The following is a 19,388-nucleotide window of genomic DNA, read 5'->3' as shown; positions in this document are numbered from 1 at the left end:
AACTGACTTAGAGTGGATAGCCGAGACGGGTTGAAAGGTCTGTGCCAGCTTTCAATACCAATGGCACCAGTTCCTGCTCAGACCTCTCGTTGCTGATCCGCATACTCGGACCGGAGATGCTGATTGCGCCGACAATGCGGCGGGTGTAGTCGCGGATAGGTGCTGCGATGCAGCGGACGCCGGCATCGAGCTCTTCGTCGTCAAATGCATAGCCCAGTTCGCGAACCTTGGCCAGTTCTGCTTTAAGTCCATCGACGTCCGCAATTGTACTCGGGGTGTGCTGAACCAGCTTAAGGTTGCTCAACAGGTCGTCCAGTTCTTCATCAGTCATGAAGGCCATGTGAACTTTGCCTGCTGCAGTGCAATAGGCTGGCAACCGTGACCCGACGCGGGAGACGACGCGAACTGTCAGGTTGGTTTCAACTACATCGAGATAAACGGTATGATGCTCTTTGTAGATAGCAACATATGCTGTTTCATTGCAGTCTTCAACGATCTCTTCGAGGATCGGTTTTGCCTGACGCAGCAATCCCATCTGTTTGATGAAAGTTTGCCCCAGTTCCAGTGCTTTCAACCCGAGTCGATAATTCTCGGTTGCTTTGTTCTGCTCAATATAGCCGCGTGACTCCAAGGTTGCTAACAGTCGGAAAACATTGTTTTTGTGAAGTTTAAGGCGTTTGCTCAGCTCGGTTACGCCCAGTTCGTCGACATCGTCGTGGAACTGTTCGAGGAGGTCAAGGGCATGAGAAACCGCCTGAATGATATATTCCGACTTGTCTTTTTTCACCATGATGATTATATCCTTCTTGGAAATTTCTTATCTTATATATAAGTCAGGGATTCTAGCTTTGTGGCAGAACGCTGTCAAGCGTATTGGACATTGTTCTTGACAAAGTAGATTCATGTTACCGTTGTTATTATAGAACGCCGTTTTGTTTTTGTCAATTTGCTGTTTCGGTTTTACCGTTTTTATGCTGTTGACAGCCCGAGATGTCTTGGCTAGGATGTGCGAAACGGTTGTCTGTTGACGGGGAAAAATGCTTAATTTAAGTAAGAAAATCCTGGTTGCAATTGATGGTTCTCCGGCCTCTGATAAGGCTGCCGAAGAAGCTGTTCGATTAGCAGCGGCAACCAGTCGTGGACATTTCCGCAGTACTCTTTATGCAGTGATCGTGCTGCCGTCAAAGGAGGCTCCGGCGCTGACGGATTTGACTATTGCGCCGGCCCGGAAGAAAAAAAATGACTGGCAGGAACGGCAGCAGCGCATTTTTTATGTCGTTGATAAGGCGGCTCAGGAACGCGATGTCAACCTACGCAAAGAGGTTGTCTATGGTGAGATCGACGAGGCGCTGCTGAGATTCGCTGAGCAGGAAGAGTGTGACGTTATCGTTATTGGTTCGACAGGGCGAGGTAGGGTGCTGCGTGCTTTGCGGGGTTCTATTTCAAGCAAGGTTGCCATGAATGCGCGCTGTTCAGTTTATCTCGTACGTTGACTGAACCTTTTGCGCAAATGTTTTTAACGCCATCGGTTTCCCGGTGGCTTTTTTTGTTTATAACTTCTGTTTTCGGGATGGGGGGATGGAAATTGCTGTGTGTTTATACCGCATTCTGCAGTGAGGTGCTTGTCTGGTTGCGCAGATAGTTGAGAATGTCGCTTAAGCTTTCGCGAATCAAATCCTCTTCCTGGGGCAGTTCGGAGGGGGTTAGTTCCAAGGTGACCGTGCCATCGTAGCCAGTTTCTAGCAGGTGGTTGAGGAAGCGGGTCAGGGGAAGTTTCCCGTGCCCCGGAAGAAGGTGCTCCTTGCCGTTCGCGTAATCGGAAAAGTGGACGTTGCGAATGCGCCCTGAGTCGCAAAAGTAGTGAAAATCGGTGAGGAAATTGGTTTTGCAGGTGCCCATGTGCGCTGTGTCAAAGGTCAGGAAAAGGTTCCTTTTCTGTAAAAAATCGATCATCACCTCGGTATTATTAAGAAAGTAGGGATTGCACCCCATCGGCCCGCTGGCCGGCATATTCTCGATGGTGACCAGCACCTGATTGTCGCCAAGCTCAGACTGAAAGTCTTCAATTTTATTGAGCCACCGCCAGAACTTCCGTTCCAGGGTCAACCAGGCGGGGGGATGAAAATTAACCAGCGGAATCTCAAAAAGTTTAGCCAGTCTGATAGTTTTTTGCAGCTGCTGAATTTTGTTTCCCCAACCGTTGATCTCGAAGAAAGGAGCATGCAGGGAGGCGACTGGCAAATGTTGTGCGGCGTCGGTCAGCAGCTCAATGCCAGTGTTGTATTCGTAATCATGGTTGATGATGATTTCAATTCCATCAAAGCCTACATCGCGCGCGATCTCGAAGGCTTTGTGCGGCGAGAGAGTGTAAAGGCTGCCTGCGGAAAGATTTAATTTCATCAGCAATAACGGGTTGGGATAAATAGAACGTTATTTTAATACGAACTGTTTAGCAGACCCGGAAAACCCTGTCAATCTGGATGTACTCATTGTTAGCATTCTTTTATTTGATAAGCTCAAGCAGAACGCTGGTTGCGTAGCTGCCTTTTGGCAGGGAGAAGCTGAGTATGATGTCGGTTTGAGAATCGGCTTTTGCTGCTGGCTGAAACAACGGTACCCGCAATGGGCGTCTTTCCCCCTGCATGGACAAGCCTTTTTCCAGACGCCAGCTGTCAAATGTCAGCTTGGCTTCGGTGAGGCAGGCTTCTTCCAACGCTCCAGGTTGTCCCGTTGCGCGTAGCACCTTAAAGCCGAACAGCGCTGCCGTCGGACTGATTTCGAAGCGATCTGCACGGGGTTGCTCCTCGCAGGCAGAGTCGACCCGAAAGCAGGCGCCGTTATCATGCTTGTAAGCGATGTCGCCATCATAGAGCTGGTAAAGGTTGGGCAGCCGTTGCTCCAATAGTTGATCAAAAAGTTGAGATTGATACGCCGAGAGATAGAGCCGTAACAGATTGCGTGGAAGTGAGAGCGCGGCCTGTTGGTAGCCTCTTCCATCCACAAGCGTACGGATTAGGCGGCGTTCGTCCCGCATCCGCTGGGGGAGTCGTTGCAGGCATTTCAGGAAATCATCTTGCCTGTATGCTTCGGCGGCAGCTTGCCAATCGCTGTTGTGAATCCGTTGCGGATCACCGATCAGCTCACGGCAGAAGTCGGCATATTGATGCTGGAGCAACAACCGGCCAAGAACCGCGGAATTTCCAAGGATGCCGTAGCGTTGTTCGCCGAAACGGTTCGGTACACCTTGTCGCTCTAGCCGCTGCAGAATCACAGTAGCCCTCTGTTCGGCGTTCTGAACACAGTTACGCAGCCTGATAGTAAAACGATTGCCTGCCAAATGGCCAAGGCGTAGCTTGTTTCCGTGCAGCTGGCTCAGCAGGATCCTGGCGCCACGAAGCTGCAGACCACTGACCCGATCAACTGCGGAGATCGGCACCGAAATCATCTGTCTAGTTCTGGCACGGGCATCCTTCAGCCCGGCATAACCGATCTCTCGTGCATTTATCCTTAATCCTTGTTTTAGCTGATTCAGCAGTTCATGAGTGCTGATCCCTTCCTTTTCAATCCAGAGGTAAAGATGCTCGCCCTTCCCGGAGCAGGGGTAGAGGGGAATCTCCTCGACCTTGAAGTCTTCCGGCTGCTCCTTGTAGTGACCGCCGGTTCCCGGCAGGTCCTCCGTCAGCCAGCTCACACCTCCTCCTTTGGCCAGCGTAGGCGGAAGCCTTTTTGCAGTTTGGGGGGCTCGATCTGCAGCCCCTCTCGTTTACTGTAGCTGCAGAAGTAGATCGGCTGGCCCAGGTCGAGAAAACGGCGCATGTATTTGGAAATTGGATAATCGCCGAGTTCGTGGGTGTATGGTGTGCAGTGGCGATTGATGAAGCGGCAATCTGCGGCCAGCAGTTCTCCGGCCGACTCGCCGTAATCGACGAAATCGGTGGAGAAATTGAACACCCCGCCTGGTTGCAGGCAGTAAAGGACAAGATTGAGAAAATCCTTGTTAAGCAGGCGGCGTTTGCGATGCCTTTTTTTAGGCCAGGGGTCGGGGCAGTTGATGTAAATCGCCTGCAGGCTGTCTTTGCCAAGATAATGGTGAAGGAGATAACGGGCCTCGATGCGCATCATGCGGATATTTCGCAGCCCGGATTCTTCGATCCGGCTGCAGGTTTGCCGACAGCCCTGGTTAAATATGTCGATGGCGATATAGTTCCGTTCTGGATGAAGTTCGGCGATTTGGACGACAAAGTCACCTATCCCGCAGCCGATTTCGAGGCAAAGCGGGTTATCGTTCCCGAACAGGGCAGCAAAGCTGCCAGCCTTTTTCAGTTGCGCCTCGGGGATAAAAACCGGCGAGGTGATAAGGGTCATTCTTTGAGTCATGGTATTTTCGTACTTGAGCTTATTGAAGGTTATAAAGAAAGTCGCTGATCAGCGTCAGCTCCTCTTGAGATGTCGTATTATAGCTAGGCATAAAGCCCTTTGGGTTCTCTTGGGCGTGGGCGGCTAAGTGCTGACGAATCTGATCACGGGACATTCGGCTGCCAATCTGGTCCAAGTCAGGTGCCAGACTTCCACCATCCCCTTCCAGTTTGTGACAGCCTTTGCAGCCAAGGGCATTGATCAGCCTGCGCGCCGTAGGCTCGCCGGAATCTTCCGCCAGCAGAGCGGCGGGATGAGTGAGCAACAGCAAGGCTGTACCCAAAATGAAAACTTTGCAAGCCCGCATTTTTTATCCTCTGAATTATTCAATTTTGCCAACTCTACCCGCTGTTAAGAACGAATGCAATGCTTCTACAAACCGGATGGGAAATGGGTTGCAATCGCTCTTGCCGCAGATTAAGCTTGGCCTCGAGTTTTCCGGAGGGTGTTTCATGAAAATAAAATTGTCGCAGCGTTCCCAACTGGTCACCCCGTTTCTGGCGATGGAGGTTATGGAGCGGGCCAAGGAGATGGAAACTGCCGGTCGGGATATCATCTATCTCTGCCTCGGTGAGCCTGATTTTTCAACTCCTCCGGCAATTCTGGCTGAAACCCGACAGGCCTTGGCGGAAGGAGCGACCTCATATACCCATTCGCTCGGTCTGCTCGAACTGCGCCAGGAAATCTGCCGTCACTATCGGGACCATTATGCAGTCGAAATCCTGCCGGAACAGGTGATCGTCTCTTCCGGGACCAGCCCGCTGATGTTACTGTTGTTTTCAGCGCTATTGGAGGATGGTGAAGAGCTGATCTTGCCCGATCCCGGTTATGCCTGCTATCCAGGCTTTGTCAAGTTCTCTGGTGGTAATCCGGTGTTGGTTAAAACCGCTGCGGCAAACGGTTTTCAGCCGCAGCCAGAGCAGATCCGCGAATTGATCACCGAAAAAACCCGCGGATTGCTGATCAACTCCCCTTCGAATCCGGCCGGTTCGGTGCTTTCGGGGGCAGAGATGCAGGCATTGGCCGAACTGCCGGTGCCGATTATCTCGGATGAGATATATCACGGGCTTACTTATGAAGGGGAGGAGCGCTGTATCTTGGAGTTCACAGCCGATGCTTTCGTGTTGGGTGGTTTCTCTAAGGCATATGCCATGACCGGTTGGCGGCTCGGGTATCTGATTTCCCCGCTTTCCTGTGTCAGGACGTTGCAGGTTCTGCATCAGAACTTCCTGATTTGCGCCAATCACTTCGTACAGCGGGGTGGAATCGCAGCACTACAGCGCTGTCAGGATGATGTCGCCAATATGCGAAGTATTTACGACAATCGGCGCAAAGAGCTGGTTAAGCGGTTGCGTGAGCTCGGCTTCGGGGTGCACTTTGAACCGAAGGGAGCCTTTTATGTGTTGGCTGATGCACGTCATATTGATGTCAATTCGCAACGGCTTGCTCTTGATATTTTGGAAAAAACAGGAGTCGCAGTAACGCCTGGTATCGACTTTGGTGACGGTGCAGAGGGTTTTTTACGCTTTTCGTACACCCGTCCTTTTGATGAAATTGTTTCCGCATTGGAGCGAATTGAGACCTATCTGAAAAGGCGCGGGGTTTGATTAGATCCTGCGCAATGTTTTCCTGCGGTGGTGGTGCTTATTTCAGAGATGAGTCATCTGCCGATTATCGGCGATCCAATCCACACTACTGGTAAGCGCAGCCTTGTTGCCGCCATGAACAAGGCGATGCTGGCGGTCGGTGCCAACTGCCTGATGGTCGAAGTGCACCCCGATCTGGGCAATGCTTTGTGTGATGGGGCCAAGGGTTTGACCGGCGATGGTTTTGCCGAATTGCTGAACGATCTGAACTGATTGCTCACTTATCTCGGAAACGCAAAGTAGTTTTGTTTTGGGATTGCCCCTTGTCTGCCAAAGATGTCCGGGCTATAGTTTACCGAATATGTCTCATTTGAATCAAGGGAGGATTTAAACAGATGGATAAGAGCATTCGGGTTGTCGAAGGTGTGCACTGGGTAGGAGTACGCCATCCTGATTTAAGGGTTTTTGACGATCTTTTTCCGACACGTAACGGAACTACCTATAATTCCTATCTGATTGAAGGAACAGAGAAAACAGCGTTAATTGATACTGTTAAGGAGCCCTTCGCTGAAGAGTTTTTCAGTAAGGTCAGTGAGCACATTGATCCGACAAAGATCGATATCGTTGTGGTGAACCATACTGAGCCGGATCATTCAGGTGCTGTCGCACAAGTGCTCGACAAAAATCCGGACGTACAGATTTATTGCAGCAAGGCTGCGGAGAATTTTCTTAAACAGCTGCTCAACCGTTCCTTCAATGCGGTTATTGTCAATGATGGCGATGAAGTCGATCTGGGTGGTAAGACGCTCCGCTTTATCATTACGCCTTATTTGCACTGGCCAGACACCATTTTTACTTATCTCGTAGAAGAAGAGCTGCTGTTTCCTTGTGACGCGTTCGGTGCTCATTATTGCCCGGATAAGCTATTCGATGATGAGATCAACGAGTTCTATGCCGATTTTCACTTCTACTTCGATTGCATTGTGCGACCCTTCAAGGACAAGGTGCGCGATGCGCTAAAAAAGTGCGAAGGGCTACCGATCAAAATGGTTTGTCCGTCACACGGACCGATCCGTCGCTCTTCCGGTCAGTTTGCCATCGAATCTTACGCCCGATGGTGTGCTGCACCGTCTTCAGGTGGCCGACCGAAGGCGCTGATGGCGGTTCTCTCATCGCATGGCAACACGCGGGATATGGCCAATGTAATCGCGACTGAACTGAAAGCGCAAGGAGTCGATGTCGAGATGTTTGCGCTGAGCGAAATGCGGGATGACGATTATCGAGATGCTCTGGAGCAAGCTGATGTTTTGCTGATCGGTACCCCGACCATTCAGCGCGATGCCCCGCCGCACGTCTGGCATGCCCTGGCGCTGATCTCCTCGGTAACACCGAAGGCAAAGCTGGGGGCTGTGTTCGGTTCTTTCGGCTGGAGCGGTGAGGCGGTCAAGATGGTTGAGCAGAGACTAACCGGGCTGAAGTACAAACTGGTTGCCGATGGCATTTCCTTCCGTTTCACTCCGACCATGGAAAATATGGACGTTTGCCGAAGCTTTGCCGAGCAGGTTGCCGCAGCGGTTTTGACCGAAGAATAGGCTCAAGCTATTTTCGGCTACACAGAATCCCCTCGCCATTTGGTGGGGGGATTTTTTTCGGCTAAGAAGAAATGATTAAAATTCCTTGGAGAGCCTCGCTCTATGTTAATAATGGGCAAATAATTTTATTGTGAAAGTTTATGTCCGAGCTGATTGCCGAAATCGCGGTGAACGCGCCGCTTAAACAGTTTTTTTCTTACCGGGTGCCGGAACCGTTGGCAGAGAAGGTCGCGGTTGGTATGCGCGTCCGTGTACCGTTCGGACGGCGGACCAGTGTCGGTTTTATCCTTTCACTCGGCTCTGGTTCGGCGGAAGGGCTCAAGGATATTAAAGACCTGCTTGATGAACAGCCACTGCTCAGCGCAGAGCTACTCAGATTGCTACGCTGGGCTGCTGATTATTATTGTCATCCTCTCGGGAAGGTGATTCGAAACGCTTTGCCTGCCGGGCTGGGCAGTGATAAAGCGACGACCAGAATTCTGGTTGAACCTGTTTATCGTTGTTTAAACGCCGAATCACGGCCACGTGGAAGCAAACAGAAAGAGCTGCTTGATTATATTACGCAGCAGGGGCAAGCGGGTTTGGCGCAAGTCAGGGAAAAATTCGCCGCACCGCATGCTGCCTTGAAGCGTCTGGTCGAATTGGGCTGTTTAGAACAGGCAGAACAGGAACGGCAACGTGATCCTTTTTTGCTCGAAGAATTACCTCAAGATAAATGCCTGACCCTTAATAGTGACCAAGAAAAAGCTGTTTTTGAAGTTTCTACGGCAGTCGATAATGCAAGGTTCAAAGCCTTTTTACTGCATGGCGTGACCGGCAGTGGCAAAACGGAAGTCTATCTGCGGGCTGTCGAAAGTTGCTTGCAGCATCAACGTCAAGCACTGGTACTGGTGCCGGAAATCGCTTTGACACCGCAACTGGTAGCGCGCTTTAGGGCTCGCTTCGAGGCGGCAGGCTACAAGTTGGCTGTTTTACATAGCGGACTATCCGATGGTGAGCGTTACGATGGCTGGCGGTTGATCAAGCGTGGCGAAGTTCAGATCGTTATCGGCGCACGATCTGCGATTTTTGCTCCGCTGGATCAACTCGGCTTGATAGTGGTTGATGAAGAACATGAAACCAGTTACAAACAGGGGGAGGGTTTTCGCTATAACGCGCGCGATTTGGCGCTGGTTCGCGGGCAGCAGCAAGATTGCCCGGTGCTGCTCGGTAGTGCGACCCCATCATTTGCCACTTTTTACCGTAGTGAACATGCGGCGGTGCAGCGACTTGCTCTTGATCAGCGGGTTCATGCCGGGGCGATGCCGAAGGTCGAACTGATCGATCTTCGGGAAACTCCGCCTGAAGGGGTGTTGGCCAATCCACTGATTGAAGAGCTACAGGCGACTCTAGAAAGGCGTGAGCAGGCGCTGTTGCTGCTGAACCGGCGCGGTTTTGCCCCCTTTTTGTTATGTACCGATTGTGGGACCAGCTTTCATTGCCCCAATTGTGAAATCACCCTGACCTTTCACCAGCGTGAGCGGCTGTTGCGCTGCCATTATTGTGACTACGCCGAGCCGCCGAAAGAACATTGTCCTAAGTGTCAGGGGTTAAACATTGAACCGGAAGGCGCGGGTACGGAGCGGCTCGAAGTAGAAGTGGCTGAACTGTTTCCGGGGGTGCGAATTGCGCGGATGGATCGGGATACTACCAGCCGCAAAGGGGCACATCAGAAACTGGTCGATCAAATGGTTCACAGACAGATCGACATCCTGATCGGGACGCAGATGATTGCCAAGGGGCACGATTTTCCGGGTGTCAACACTGTCGGGGTTCTCGGCACCGATAGCCTGTTGAATATGCCTGACTTTCGTGCGGCCGAGCGCTGCTTTTCGCTTTTAACGCAGGTTGCCGGGCGGGCAGGACGGTCCAGCGGTGGCGGCAAGGTTTTTATACAAACCTACTACCCAGAGCATTACGCGCTGACTTGCGCTGCTAAGCAGGATTATCATGAATTCTACCGGCAGGAACTGCCATTTCGGAAGGAGCTTGGTTATCCTCCGTGCGGTCATTTAGTGAATTTGGTGTTTGTTGGCAACAATCTGCCGCAGGTCAAGGCAGAGGCAGAAGGGATGGCGCAGAATTTGTATCGTCTGGCGCAAGATGTTGAAGTGCTTGGCCCCAGCCCTTGTCCGCTCGCCCGTTTGCGAGGGAAGAGCCGCTATCAGCTGCTTCTGAAGGCGATCGACAGGGCCGCTTTGAGAAGGTTAGTGTTAGTTGTTGAAGGTCTTAAAAATAAGTTGAAAAACGGGGTCGGGCTTTATACTGATGTAGATCCTGTGGATATGTTTTAGTCGCTGGGGAACTCAAGGTTAGATGAATTTATGGCTCCTGATAAATAGGGGAGATCGTTCAGGCGAAAAGTTATGAATAGACTGATCTTAGCACTCATCCTACTTCTTTTTTTAGCTGCTTGTGCTGGCAAGGCTCCCGCGCCGCTACCGCTGCCATCAGACGAACCCTCGTCAGGTAAGGTTGATCCGTTGTTGCCGGTTGACTGGGCCAATGTTGATGGCTGGCAGAGGGATGACCTGACTGCTGCTTTGGAGGCTTTCCAAAAAAGCTGCCGTGCAGTAGGGGGCCGTGAACGCTGGCAACTGGTTTGTGACGAAGCGGCCAAGATTGATCCGCCCAGTGCTACTCAAGCAAGGATCTTTTTTGAAAAATTCTTTGTTCCCCACCAGGTTCGAAACAAGGACGGTAGCGAGGGAGGATTGATAACCGGATACTATGGGCCGGAGCTGGCTGGGAGCAGAGAACCGACCGATAGGTTCCGTTATCCTCTCTACGCTCAGCCGGAAGATTTACTGATTATCGATCTGGACGAAATCTATCCGGAACTTGAAAATTATCGTCTTCGTGGCAGGGTCGTAGGCAACCGAGTAGTGCCGTACTTCGAACGTAGTGAAATTGACAACGGCAACAATCTGCTAGCCGGACATGAAATCTTCTGGGTTGAAGACCCGGTAGAGCTGTTCTTTCTGCACATTCAGGGCAGTGGGCGTATCCGGTTGCCGGATGGAGAACTGGTGATGGTGAGTTATGCTAACCAGAACGGTCATCGCTATCACTCGATCGGTAAATTATTGTTGGAGCGCAACGCGATGACGCGTGATCAGATGTCGATGCAGAACATCCGTCGCTGGGTGAGTGAACATCCTGAAGAAGGTAGAAAACTTTTGGCTGAAAATCCGAGTTACGTGTTTTTCAGGGAGTTGCCAGCTGAATTTACCTTACCACCTGGTGCGCTTGGGGTTCCTTTGACCGCGCAGCGTAGTCTGGCGGTTGATCCGCGCACCATTCCATTGGGCGCACCGGTATTTCTTGCGACCACCTTTCCCGGCTCCAATCAGCCGCTGCAACAGCTCATGATAGCACAGGATACCGGCGGAGCGATCAAGGGGCAGGTGCGGGCCGATTTCTTTTGGGGAATGGGTCAGGATGCCGGGGCCATAGCCGGGCGGATGAAGCAGGATGGCCGTATGTGGGTTCTGTTGCCGAAAAAACCTGATGAACTAGAATTCCAGACACAGGTAAAAACCGACAATTTTGCCAGTGAGGTGAATTGATGTCCCAACCGAGACATGTTTTGGTGGTAAGTTGCATGATCCGAAACGAACAGGAGCAAATCCTTCTGGTCAGACACCATCTCCGGGGCTGGGAACTTCCACAGGGACGGGTTGAGGAACGGGAAGCCCTGGTTTATGCCTTAAGCCGTGAAGTCCTTGAAGAGACTGGGGTTACCATCTGCAACCCTAAACCGGCGGTGATCTGGTCGAAGATATCTGAACCTGCTTCGGTAATTTTCTGTTTTACCGCCAATTATTCTTCCGGCGAATTGACTCCGAGTGAGGAAACCCCAGAAGTGGAGTGGTGTGTTGCCGATGAGGTTTTGCAGCGAGTCAGCCATCCGGTAAACCGTGATCGGATTCGAGCACTGCTAGCGCATGACGGGGTTGTGCAGATGCGGAGTTACGCGACTGGACCTTATCGAGTGCTATCCTGAGATGGTGATAAAGTGAGGTTCTAATCCCCACCGCAATTCGCTTTTGTTTTACAATTTTCCGTAGTTATGCTTTTCGTTGGGTTGATTAGGCGCTTTAAGTTTGTCTGCTTTATCCCTCCTTGATGCTGCCTTGGACAGGTCGAGAGAAAATGGTTTTTTTGAAGAGTTGAAATGAAAATTTTTCTTCCCTGTTCCATGGAAACATTGAAACAATCCTTGCCATCAGACAGTAACCAACAAGAACTTGTGCCCAAGTGCCAATTGTCGGAATCCAGTACAGCCATTGAAATATTTGAGGTTGAGATATAACGAGTAAGCCAAGGTAGCAAACTCTAACTTGTATTGGAAACGAAGTGACGCTTTGTAGTTTGAGGGAGAAGTAGATTGTTTGGACGATCGTCAGAAAAATTGCCAGTTTGAAAAAAACAGGGGCACCTAAAACTCCAAATGAAAGAAAAATTGTGGTAATGAGCCAAAACCACCAGCTGTCTTTTTTGTATTCAAGCATCCACATTTGTTACCTACTGTTTTTTGCACCTAATGGGAATCTGGCGCGCGCAAAGCTTTAATTTAACGGTTTTGAAAACCACAAGTTGCGAAAAAAATATCGCAGAGATTGAAAAAAGGCTGAGATCTTACAATCACCTGCCTTTTTTAGATGGTGCGACAGTCAGTCCTCAGCGCGACATCAACACATCGACATGGAGTTCGTCGGCGACTGTTGTCAGGTTTTCTTCTACCTCGTCCAATGAGATCTCTTCAGGGACCTGAATGTGAATATCCATGCTGTAGATGGTCGCACCACTTTCTGGTGATGCCTTGGCGGTTGAGTTTAAGGTCAGAATATTCAGGTTGTTGTCAGCCAGAAACTGACTGGTTTTGTAGACAATGCCAGCTTGGTCGAGTCCTTCGATATGCAAGGTGCAGGTCTTGTACCCTCTGGCGTTTTTCTGTTGCATTGCCTGTAGCGGTCGGACGAAGGCGGAGATCTCTTTTTCCAATTCCAGCCGTCGGCATTCTTTGGCCAGTTTCTCTTCGATGTTCTCGTTCTGACTGGAAAAAAGCAGGCTCAGGGTAAATTCGTCAGCCAGCATCGACATGGTAGTGTCTTCCAAGTTGCAGTCGTTTTCATACAGCAGGCGGGTAACATCGGCGACGATGCCGACTCGGTCCTTACCGAACGCGGTCATGATATAGCGAATCCCCATCAGTTCCTCCCTTGGCAATTAAGTTTGCCGATATTTAACCACAGAATAGTTGCATGCGAAAGCCCTCAATCATCACATCCGCTCGTCATTAAACCCGCAAAGGCTGTCGACCAATTTATGGGTTCTGTTACCATTTCTACCGGTGGACTCGTTAGACTTTCTACTGTCTTACCGTCTCTACCTCAAGGCCGAGTTCCACTACGTGCCAGGCTACGATACCGCCGGTTTCCAACGACTTGCTGTAGTTCCGGCAGAAAGCGAGCCGGGTGGTCAGGCCGGTCGCTTCGAATCCACCCCGCGAATTTCCCCAAGGGGCGGTTGCGGTCCAAGAAATGGACCCTTTAAAATTACCCCTTTAACTATGCCTTTGATGGTCAGGTCGCCGCTGACGGCTATTTCGTCATCGCTGCCGGTAATCTCTTTGCTCTTGAGGCGGATCTGGGGGTATTGAAATTGAGGAAATCGGCGCTACGTAGATGATCGTCCCATTTTGGGATGCTGGTGTCGATTGAAGCAGTCTCGAAGATCTTTGTTGGTGCGGATATAGATAATAGTCATCGGAAGGTGAAGTATTGGAAAGGGAAAACAGGAAAAAAGTATTTATCGATGCAAATTCCTGTAGTAATTATCGGGATTCACAATGCTGTGATTTCGAAACACAGAGGATGGTTATGAAAATCTGGGTTGACGCCGATGCCTGCCCCCGTCAGATCAAAGACTTGCTCTATCGGGCAGCGGAACGTAGAAAAATTATTCTGACCCTCGTTGCCAACAAAGCAATCTCCTTCCCGTCCTCAGCATGGATTAGGTCGATACAGGTTGCGGTCGGGCCAGACGAGGCGGACCGGGAAATTGTCCGCCTGCTGGCAGTCGGCGATCTGGTGATTACAGCTGATATCCCGTTGGCTGCGGATGTGATCGAAAAGGGCGGTTTTGCCCTCGACCCGCGTGGTGATTTTTTTACCCGGGAAAATATTCGCGAACGTCTTTCGTTGCGCAATTTTTTTGATGATCTGCGCGTGAGCGGAGTTGAGACTGGTGGCCCGACCGCCTTCAGCAACAAGGACAAGCAGGCTTTTGCCAACCACCTTGATCGATTTCTTACCCGGAATAGTTAGTTTCAGCGTATCCCAATGCTGCTTAACAGCTTGCCAAAGGTTCGATTCAGCAGGTGGCTGCGGCCGAGGTTTTTGAACGGAGGGTCCTTTCGCAGGCCTAGTTTTTTCAGTTCGACAATGATTTTTGGATTGGGGCTTGCTTTTAGTCCTTGGCGAAATGTCTTGACGGCTATTCTTTTCTCTCCGGCCAATAGCAGAATGCGGCCAAGCAGCAGGTAGTGGAGCGAGTTGCCCGGTTCCCGCTTGATCGATTCACGGCATCTCTTGGCTGCGGCGCTGAAGCGGCCCTCACTTTGGGCCAGACAATAGGCATGGTAGCTGTGTACTTCAGGAGTGTTGCGTTTCTCTACTGCTTCGTTGAACAGCATCAGCGCTGAGTGGATGTCCCCTTTTTCGGCCGCGGCTATCCCTTTTTTTATGGTGTCGTCGAGGTCATCCTTGTTCATAACAAAGATCCTTTTTAATTTCGCTAAAGCGTGATGACGCTAAATTATAACTGATTATACCCCCTGACGGTCGGCAGACAACAGAATAAATCGTTGGCAATCAACTGTCGCGGCGGTAGAGTATTGCATTATTCTGAAAACGGGAAATGGATTTTTATGCTACTTCAGGAGGCGCGTGATGATAAGGACCGTTAAAGAAATTCTTCAGGAAAAAGGGGCCGAGATTGTGACGATCGGGGGTTCGCAGCAAGTTTTTGAGGCGTTGAAAATGATGGCCGAAATGAATATCGGCGCGGTTGTGGTGATCGATGAGGCCGGCGCGCCATTAGGTATTTTCTCGGAACGCGATTATGCCCGCAAGGTGGTCGAAAAAGGTGCCGCGCCGCTGGATGCGCCAGTGCGGGAGTTTATGACGGATATCGTTCAAACCGTTGTGCCGGATAATACGGTTGACGAATGTATGAACCTAGTGACCGATAAGCGTCGTCGTCATCTTCCGGTAGTGGAAGATGGAAAACTTTGCGGGGTGGTCTCGATCGGGGACCTGGTCAAAGCGACGATTGCGGAAAAAGAATTCCTAATCAAGGAATTGACTGAATACATCCAGTATCCCTGATACCAGCTGCGTTTCTATTTCTGCGGCAACCTGTTCCGCATTCAGTTCGCTGCAGTCGACGGTGAGTTCGGCGAACTTTTCGTACAAGGGAGTACGTTCCCGGTACAGGTCAGCAAAGTTCTGGCCCTTGTTCATCACCAGCCCACGTTGTCCCATGTCGGCGATCCGCCGCTGCAACTCATCCAGTGAAACTTGCAAATAAACCAGTCGTCCGGCACGACCGATTTTTTCTACTCCCTGCTGACTGTAGATCACCGAACCACCGGTGGCGATGACAGTACGGGTAGCCTTTAAGTTTAGCAGCACCTGCTCTTCGATCTGGCGGAAAACTTCCACTCCCCGCTGATCGATAATCTCTTGCAACCGGCACTGTTCCTGGGCCTGGATTAACAGATCGGTGTCGATAAAGTTGTAGCCGAGCCGTTTGGCGAGAATTACCCCGACGGTACTTTTCCCGGCGCCAGGCATGCCGATCAGGATCAGGTTGGTCGTTTTCATTGGGCTTTTTCCGTTTGTTTAGTGATTCGATCCAGGAGGCTGGCCAGCTGCTCGCATTCCCGGTCTGCGTTATAGCTGGATGGATTCGGTCCGGCAAGTCGTCTGCGCAGTTTCAGGTCGCGGATCAGCTGTAGTGCGTGCTTGACAAACTGCTCCTGGCTGAAATAGAGCAGGCCTGTTTTCCCGTGTTGAACCAGGGCCCTGTTGCCGATGATATCGGTGGCCAGGATCGGACGACCGAGGGCCGCTGCCTCGACCAGCGAGTTCGATACGCCTTCAGAAACGGAATTGTTAAGGATGACATCGGCCTGGCGCATGGTTTCGGCCATCGCCATTTTCGGGACCTCGCCAAGATAATGCGCCCAGGGGCGGGCATCGAGGGTATCGAAAAATCGGGCGGTATAGTCATTATCCAGGGCCGGACCGCAGAAGACGAGGTTGAAGTTCGGTTGCTGCTCAACAATCTGATCACACATCAGCAATAGTTCAAGATTCCCTTTCACCGGACGAATTCCAGCGGGGCAGAGGAACAGGGGGGGGCCTTCGAGAAGTTTCAGCTTCTGCCGCAGGGGGAAGGGTTCACTCCCCAGCCGGATCCCGGGCGGGAGCAGCTGTAACTTGCTTTCGATTCCTGGGAGCTCTTTTCCCAGTCGCGGCAGAATCAACTGGTTCTGGACAATGATCGCCGACGCCTGTTGCTGGAGCATTTCGATAATCGGTGCTCGTTCCGGGTTGTGGAGATCGTGGTTATAGTCGGTGCCGGTCATCAATACCGCCAGAGGCAGCACCTTCGGAGCGTTGGCGAGTAACCAGGGCTTTCCAGAGCGGTAAGCATGAAGCAGCAGGACCGCATCGGGGAGATAGTTCTTCAGGGTGATTTCGATGGCAGACGGTGAATCGGTTTCCGTTTCGATGATCGTGCAGTTCCAGTTGTGCGCGGGAAGCTTTGCAGCGAACCGCTCCGCAGTAACATGGTTACCGGTTGTTTCCGGTTGTTTAGGAATGATGATCAGCAACTGCATGCGCGCATCCTCGCATTTTTTTCGCACCAGAGCAATCATCCAATAATCTTGATGTTTGGCTGTGTTTCGATGGCTAAATCGGCTGCTGTTTGTGAAATGTCTGGTAGTTTGATGAAGCAAAAGGCTCACAGATTTCTGTGAGCCTTTTGTCGAACAGTTGGATAAATCTTTAAATTTAAGCGTCGGCGATCTTCAGGACGATCTTGCCGAAGTGTTTGTCCTCTTCCATCATCTGGTGGGAGGCGACGACCTCGTCGATCGGGAAGACCTTTTCGATGATCGGCACGATGGTCCGGTCAGCGAATTTTGGCAGTGCGCGGCGGGTGAACTCGGTGATGATTTCGCCTTTCTCCGAAACCGGGCGGCTGCGCAGCACCGAGCCGATGATTTGCTGCCGCTTGACCATCATTAGCGCCAGGTTCAACTCCGCCTTGATGCCGCTGATGACGCCGATAATCACCAGCTTACCTTTGTAGCCAAGGGAATTCATGTTCGGCTTCAGGTACTTGGCGCCGACATGGTCGAGGATCAGGTCGACCCCTTTTTTGCTGGTGTACTCCTTGATCTCGTCGGTGAAGTCGGGGGTGGTAGTGAAATCGATTATCTTGTCGACTCCCAGTTCCTTGACCCGCTCAGCCTTGCTCGGGTGGGCGGTGACGATCAGTTTGGCGTTCGGGGTCAGTGCCTTGGCCAGTTGCACCGCCGCGGTGTTGACACCACCGCCACCGCCGTGCAGGATCGCGGTCTGACCGTCTTCGAGACCGCCGATCATGAAGACGTTGAGGAAGGCGGTGATGTAGCTTTCGCAGACGCAGGCCGCTTCTTCGAAGCTCATGCTTTCCGGGATCGGCATCACGTGAATACCGTAAGCTACGGCATATTCGGCATAACCGCCGCCGCCGACCAGCGCCATTACCCGGTCGCCGACTTTCCAGCCTTCGACCTCGCTGCCGACCTCGGCGATGGTACCGGAGACTTCCAGTCCGAGAATTTCCGAATCTCCCGCAGGCGGAGGATAGTTGCCCATCCGTTGTACCAGGTCGGGACGGTTGATGCTGGTGGCGGCAACCTTGATCAGGACCTCGTTCGCTTTCGGTTGCGGTTTGTCGATTTCGCCGATCTTCATATTCTCGGCCGGGCCGAATTCATCCAATAAGACTGCTTTCATTCTTTCTCTCCTTTTAGGTTAATAATCTGATTGGCAAATAAAGTCAGATTGTTAAAATGCAGGTGGTAAAGGTGCCGATCCGCCGTATACGGACCGGCACTGATTATAGAGAAATCTGCTGCGGAATCAAACTGCTTATCATCTGGTACAGGGGGCAAAGATGGGAAAAACTTGGCGTTGCACGGTATGTGGGTATCTGCATAAAGGAGATCAACCGCCGGAGAACTGTCCGGTCTGTAAGGTTGATGCCTGTAAGTTTGAGTTGGTCGAAGAGCCTGCCTCTGAGGTGGAGAGCCAGTCGGTTGGCAAAGCCGATTTTCTGAAAAAGCAGGTAAAAATCTTTCTGGAGGAAATGAAAATCGGGTTTGTGCCGCACGCCGTGGGCGCTCATTTCCCAAACGCTTTACTGCCGACCGCTTTTTTGTTTCTGTTGATCTACATCTTCGGTGGTGGAGCAACCTTTGAATCGGCGGTTTTTTATCTGCTGCTGGTGGTGTTTCTGGCAGTGCCTGTAACATTCGCCACTGGAGTGCTCGATTGGAGGAAGAGTTTCTCCGGTAAATTGACGCCAATTTTCCGCAAGAAAATCATTCTTGGTGTTGCGCTGTTTGTCAGCGTTTTCATCACCGTCGCCTGGCGATTGCTGAACCCGCAAGTGCTGACCTCCGGAGGCCTGTCCGCTTGTGGCTATTCGCTGCTGATTCTGCTGATGCTCGGCTGCGTGGTGATGCTCGGCCATTATGGTGGGGTGTTGATCTTCGCCAAGCACCAGAAATAAAAGGGAGACTATAGGAAGTTTTTATTATGACAGAGAAGAAAGATATCCTGGAAAAAGGCGCGATCGTTCAGCGTGACCGGCAAACGTACGCGATCGTTCCCCATACCCCGGCCGGGCTGATCAGCAGTGCACAACTGCGAACGATTGCCGATGTAGCCGATAAGTACCGTGTTCCAACCATCAAGTTAACCAGCGCCCAGCGATTGGCCCTAATCGGCCTGCAGGAAGAACAGATCGATCTGGCTTGGCAGGACCTTGACCAGCCGATCGGTTACACTACCGGACTTTGCGTCCGCAGCGTGAAAATCTGCCCCGGTATCGATTGCTGCAAGCGGGGGTTGCAGGATTCGGTCGCGGTCGGCTTGGAATTGGACGAGCGTTTTCATGGTTATTCATTGCCGTGGAAGATGAAGCTGGGGGTTTCCGGCTGCCCGAACGATTGCGGGGAAACCTGCATCAAGGATATCGGCCTGATCGGGACACCGAAAGGCTGGCATCTGACTGTCGGAGGAAATGGCGGCAGCCAGCCACGGCTCAGTCAGCGGCTGATAGAGCATATTCCTGACGACCAGCAGGCGTTGGCAGCAGTTGAGAGATTAATCGCTTGGTTTGTTGCCAGTGAGCGCAAGTGCCGGCTCGGCAAGCTGATGCAGGAGGTTGGCCTCGAAAAGCTGCGCGAAATTGCTCAAGGAGGCTGATCTCCCGTGCATGTCTCTGTTATTAGTCATAAATTATTGCTTCTCCTGCTATGCTTTAACACTTCGCCGGGAAGTCTCCTTCCGAAAGGTGGGGGATGAAAGGCGAAAATGTTTTTTGTTGTAAAATGTTCAGTTCTATCTGATTATATAAACATGAGATACAGAACAGACAAGGGTGCGCATTCGGTATACAGTCT

General features: G+C 51.4%; 22 protein-coding genes. 11 read left to right on the top strand and 11 right to left on the bottom strand.

What is annotated here, in order from left to right; genetic code table 11:
* Positions 1 to 7: 7 nt before the first annotated feature.
* Positions 8 to 790, bottom strand: coding sequence for an IclR family transcriptional regulator (locus Q7J88_RS11775; RefSeq protein ID WP_303722424.1), 783 nt, complete (start codon positions 788 to 790; stop codon positions 8 to 10).
* Between the two features lie 247 nt (positions 791 to 1,037).
* On the opposite strand from Q7J88_RS11775, the gene Q7J88_RS11770 reads away from it, so the two are divergent.
* Positions 1,038 to 1,493 carry a universal stress protein gene (locus tag Q7J88_RS11770; protein WP_303722423.1) on the top strand — a complete coding sequence of 152 codons (456 nt, stop codon included), beginning with the start codon at positions 1,038 to 1,040 and terminating at the stop codon, positions 1,491 to 1,493.
* 103 nt (positions 1,494 to 1,596) lie between these two features.
* On the opposite strand, the gene Q7J88_RS11765 is transcribed toward Q7J88_RS11770, so the two are convergent.
* The 4 genes from Q7J88_RS11765 to Q7J88_RS11750 all read right to left on the bottom strand — a co-directional run bounded on the left by Q7J88_RS11765 (position 1,597) and on the right by Q7J88_RS11750 (position 4,723).
* The gene (locus Q7J88_RS11765; protein WP_303722422.1) at positions 1,597 to 2,400 is read right to left on the bottom strand and encodes a sugar phosphate isomerase/epimerase; all 804 of its coding nucleotides are present in this window, start codon (positions 2,398 to 2,400) and stop codon (positions 1,597 to 1,599) included.
* A 103-nt stretch (positions 2,401 to 2,503) separates the two neighbouring features.
* Positions 2,504 to 3,691, bottom strand: a complete 1,188-nt coding sequence (gene truD / locus Q7J88_RS11760; protein ID WP_303722421.1) for a tRNA pseudouridine(13) synthase TruD — start codon at positions 3,689 to 3,691, stop codon at positions 2,504 to 2,506.
* Positions 3,688 to 4,365 carry a tRNA (guanosine(46)-N7)-methyltransferase TrmB gene (gene trmB, locus Q7J88_RS11755; RefSeq protein WP_303722420.1) on the bottom strand — a complete coding sequence of 226 codons (678 nt, stop codon included), beginning with the start codon at positions 4,363 to 4,365 and terminating at the stop codon, positions 3,688 to 3,690. The genes truD and trmB overlap by 4 nt, the downstream gene beginning before the upstream one ends.
* Positions 4,366 to 4,396: 31 nt before the next feature.
* On the bottom strand, positions 4,397 to 4,723 hold the full coding sequence (locus Q7J88_RS11750) for a c-type cytochrome (protein WP_303722419.1): 327 nt from the start codon (positions 4,721 to 4,723) through the stop codon (positions 4,397 to 4,399).
* 145 nt (positions 4,724 to 4,868) lie between these two features.
* On the opposite strand from Q7J88_RS11750, the gene Q7J88_RS11745 reads away from it, so the two are divergent.
* From Q7J88_RS11745 to Q7J88_RS11720, 6 genes are all read left to right on the top strand, one after another.
* Complete coding sequence (locus Q7J88_RS11745; RefSeq protein ID WP_303722418.1) at positions 4,869 to 6,023, top strand: pyridoxal phosphate-dependent aminotransferase; 1,155 nt, start codon at positions 4,869 to 4,871, stop codon at positions 6,021 to 6,023.
* A 27-nt stretch (positions 6,024 to 6,050) separates the two neighbouring features.
* Entirely contained in the window at positions 6,051 to 6,275 is a 225-nt protein-coding gene (locus tag Q7J88_RS11740) for a hypothetical protein (protein ID WP_369682030.1), read from the top strand.
* A gap of 122 nt (positions 6,276 to 6,397) precedes the next feature.
* On the top strand, positions 6,398 to 7,594 hold the full coding sequence (locus Q7J88_RS11735) for an FprA family A-type flavoprotein (RefSeq protein ID WP_303722416.1): 1,197 nt from the start codon (positions 6,398 to 6,400) through the stop codon (positions 7,592 to 7,594).
* A gap of 140 nt (positions 7,595 to 7,734) precedes the next feature.
* Positions 7,735 to 9,927 carry a primosomal protein N' gene (locus Q7J88_RS11730; protein WP_303722415.1) on the top strand — a complete coding sequence of 731 codons (2,193 nt, stop codon included), beginning with the start codon at positions 7,735 to 7,737 and terminating at the stop codon, positions 9,925 to 9,927.
* 72 nt (positions 9,928 to 9,999) lie between these two features.
* A complete protein-coding gene (locus Q7J88_RS11725; RefSeq protein ID WP_303722414.1) occupies positions 10,000 to 11,202 on the top strand; it encodes a murein transglycosylase A in 1,203 nt (400 codons plus the stop codon).
* Positions 11,202 to 11,639, top strand: coding sequence for an NUDIX hydrolase (locus Q7J88_RS11720; protein WP_303722413.1), 438 nt, complete (start codon positions 11,202 to 11,204; stop codon positions 11,637 to 11,639). The genes Q7J88_RS11725 and Q7J88_RS11720 overlap by 1 nt, the downstream gene beginning before the upstream one ends.
* A 109-nt stretch (positions 11,640 to 11,748) precedes the next feature.
* Here Q7J88_RS11720 and Q7J88_RS11715 read toward each other — a convergent pair whose 3' ends face one another.
* Entirely contained in the window at positions 11,749 to 12,153 is a 405-nt protein-coding gene (locus Q7J88_RS11715) for a hypothetical protein (RefSeq protein ID WP_303722412.1), read from the bottom strand.
* Between the two features lie 163 nt (positions 12,154 to 12,316).
* A complete protein-coding gene (locus Q7J88_RS11710; RefSeq protein WP_303722411.1) occupies positions 12,317 to 12,847 on the bottom strand; it encodes a glycine cleavage system protein R in 531 nt (176 codons plus the stop codon).
* Positions 12,848 to 13,518: 671 nt separating this feature from the next.
* On the opposite strand from Q7J88_RS11710, the gene Q7J88_RS11705 reads away from it, so the two are divergent.
* Positions 13,519 to 13,965 (top strand): YaiI/YqxD family protein, encoded by a 447-nt coding sequence (locus tag Q7J88_RS11705; RefSeq protein WP_303722410.1) that lies wholly within the window; start codon positions 13,519 to 13,521, stop codon positions 13,963 to 13,965.
* Between the two features lie 2 nt (positions 13,966 to 13,967).
* On the opposite strand, the gene Q7J88_RS11700 is transcribed toward Q7J88_RS11705, so the two are convergent.
* The gene (locus Q7J88_RS11700) at positions 13,968 to 14,411 is read right to left on the bottom strand and encodes a tetratricopeptide repeat protein (RefSeq protein WP_303722409.1); all 444 of its coding nucleotides are present in this window, start codon (positions 14,409 to 14,411) and stop codon (positions 13,968 to 13,970) included.
* Between the two features lie 181 nt (positions 14,412 to 14,592).
* Here Q7J88_RS11700 and Q7J88_RS11695 point away from each other — a divergent pair, with 181 nt between their 5' ends.
* A complete protein-coding gene (locus Q7J88_RS11695) occupies positions 14,593 to 15,027 on the top strand; it encodes a CBS domain-containing protein (protein ID WP_369682031.1) in 435 nt (144 codons plus the stop codon).
* Here the strand turns inward: Q7J88_RS11695 and Q7J88_RS11690 are convergent.
* The 3 genes from Q7J88_RS11690 to Q7J88_RS11680 form a co-directional block, all read right to left on the bottom strand.
* The gene (locus tag Q7J88_RS11690) at positions 14,989 to 15,525 is read right to left on the bottom strand and encodes a shikimate kinase (protein ID WP_303722407.1); all 537 of its coding nucleotides are present in this window, start codon (positions 15,523 to 15,525) and stop codon (positions 14,989 to 14,991) included. The two genes, Q7J88_RS11695 and Q7J88_RS11690, sit on opposite strands and share 39 nt — an antisense overlap.
* Positions 15,522 to 16,547, bottom strand: coding sequence for a GPMC system family 4 glycosyltransferase (locus Q7J88_RS11685; RefSeq protein ID WP_303722406.1), 1,026 nt, complete (start codon positions 16,545 to 16,547; stop codon positions 15,522 to 15,524). Before Q7J88_RS11685 ends, Q7J88_RS11690 begins: the two co-directional genes overlap by 4 nt.
* A 175-nt stretch (positions 16,548 to 16,722) precedes the next feature.
* A complete protein-coding gene (locus tag Q7J88_RS11680; protein ID WP_303722405.1) occupies positions 16,723 to 17,715 on the bottom strand; it encodes an NAD(P)H-quinone oxidoreductase in 993 nt (330 codons plus the stop codon).
* A gap of 160 nt (positions 17,716 to 17,875) precedes the next feature.
* Here Q7J88_RS11680 and Q7J88_RS11675 point away from each other — a divergent pair, with 160 nt between their 5' ends.
* Positions 17,876 to 18,493: a rubredoxin-like domain-containing protein gene (locus Q7J88_RS11675; protein ID WP_303722404.1), complete on the top strand. Its 618-nt coding sequence runs from the start codon at positions 17,876 to 17,878 to the stop codon at positions 18,491 to 18,493.
* Positions 18,494 to 18,519: 26 nt separating this feature from the next.
* Positions 18,520 to 19,191, top strand: a complete 672-nt coding sequence (locus Q7J88_RS11670) for an NAD(P)/FAD-dependent oxidoreductase (protein WP_303722403.1) — start codon at positions 18,520 to 18,522, stop codon at positions 19,189 to 19,191.
* The last annotated feature ends 197 nt before the right edge of the window (positions 19,192 to 19,388 follow it).

The sequence above is a fragment of the Malonomonas rubra genome (assembly GCF_003247215.1).
GTDB lineage: Bacteria > Desulfobacterota > Desulfuromonadia > Desulfuromonadales > Geopsychrobacteraceae > Malonomonas > Malonomonas rubra_A.
This window is presented reverse-complemented; position numbering and strand designations above follow the sequence as displayed.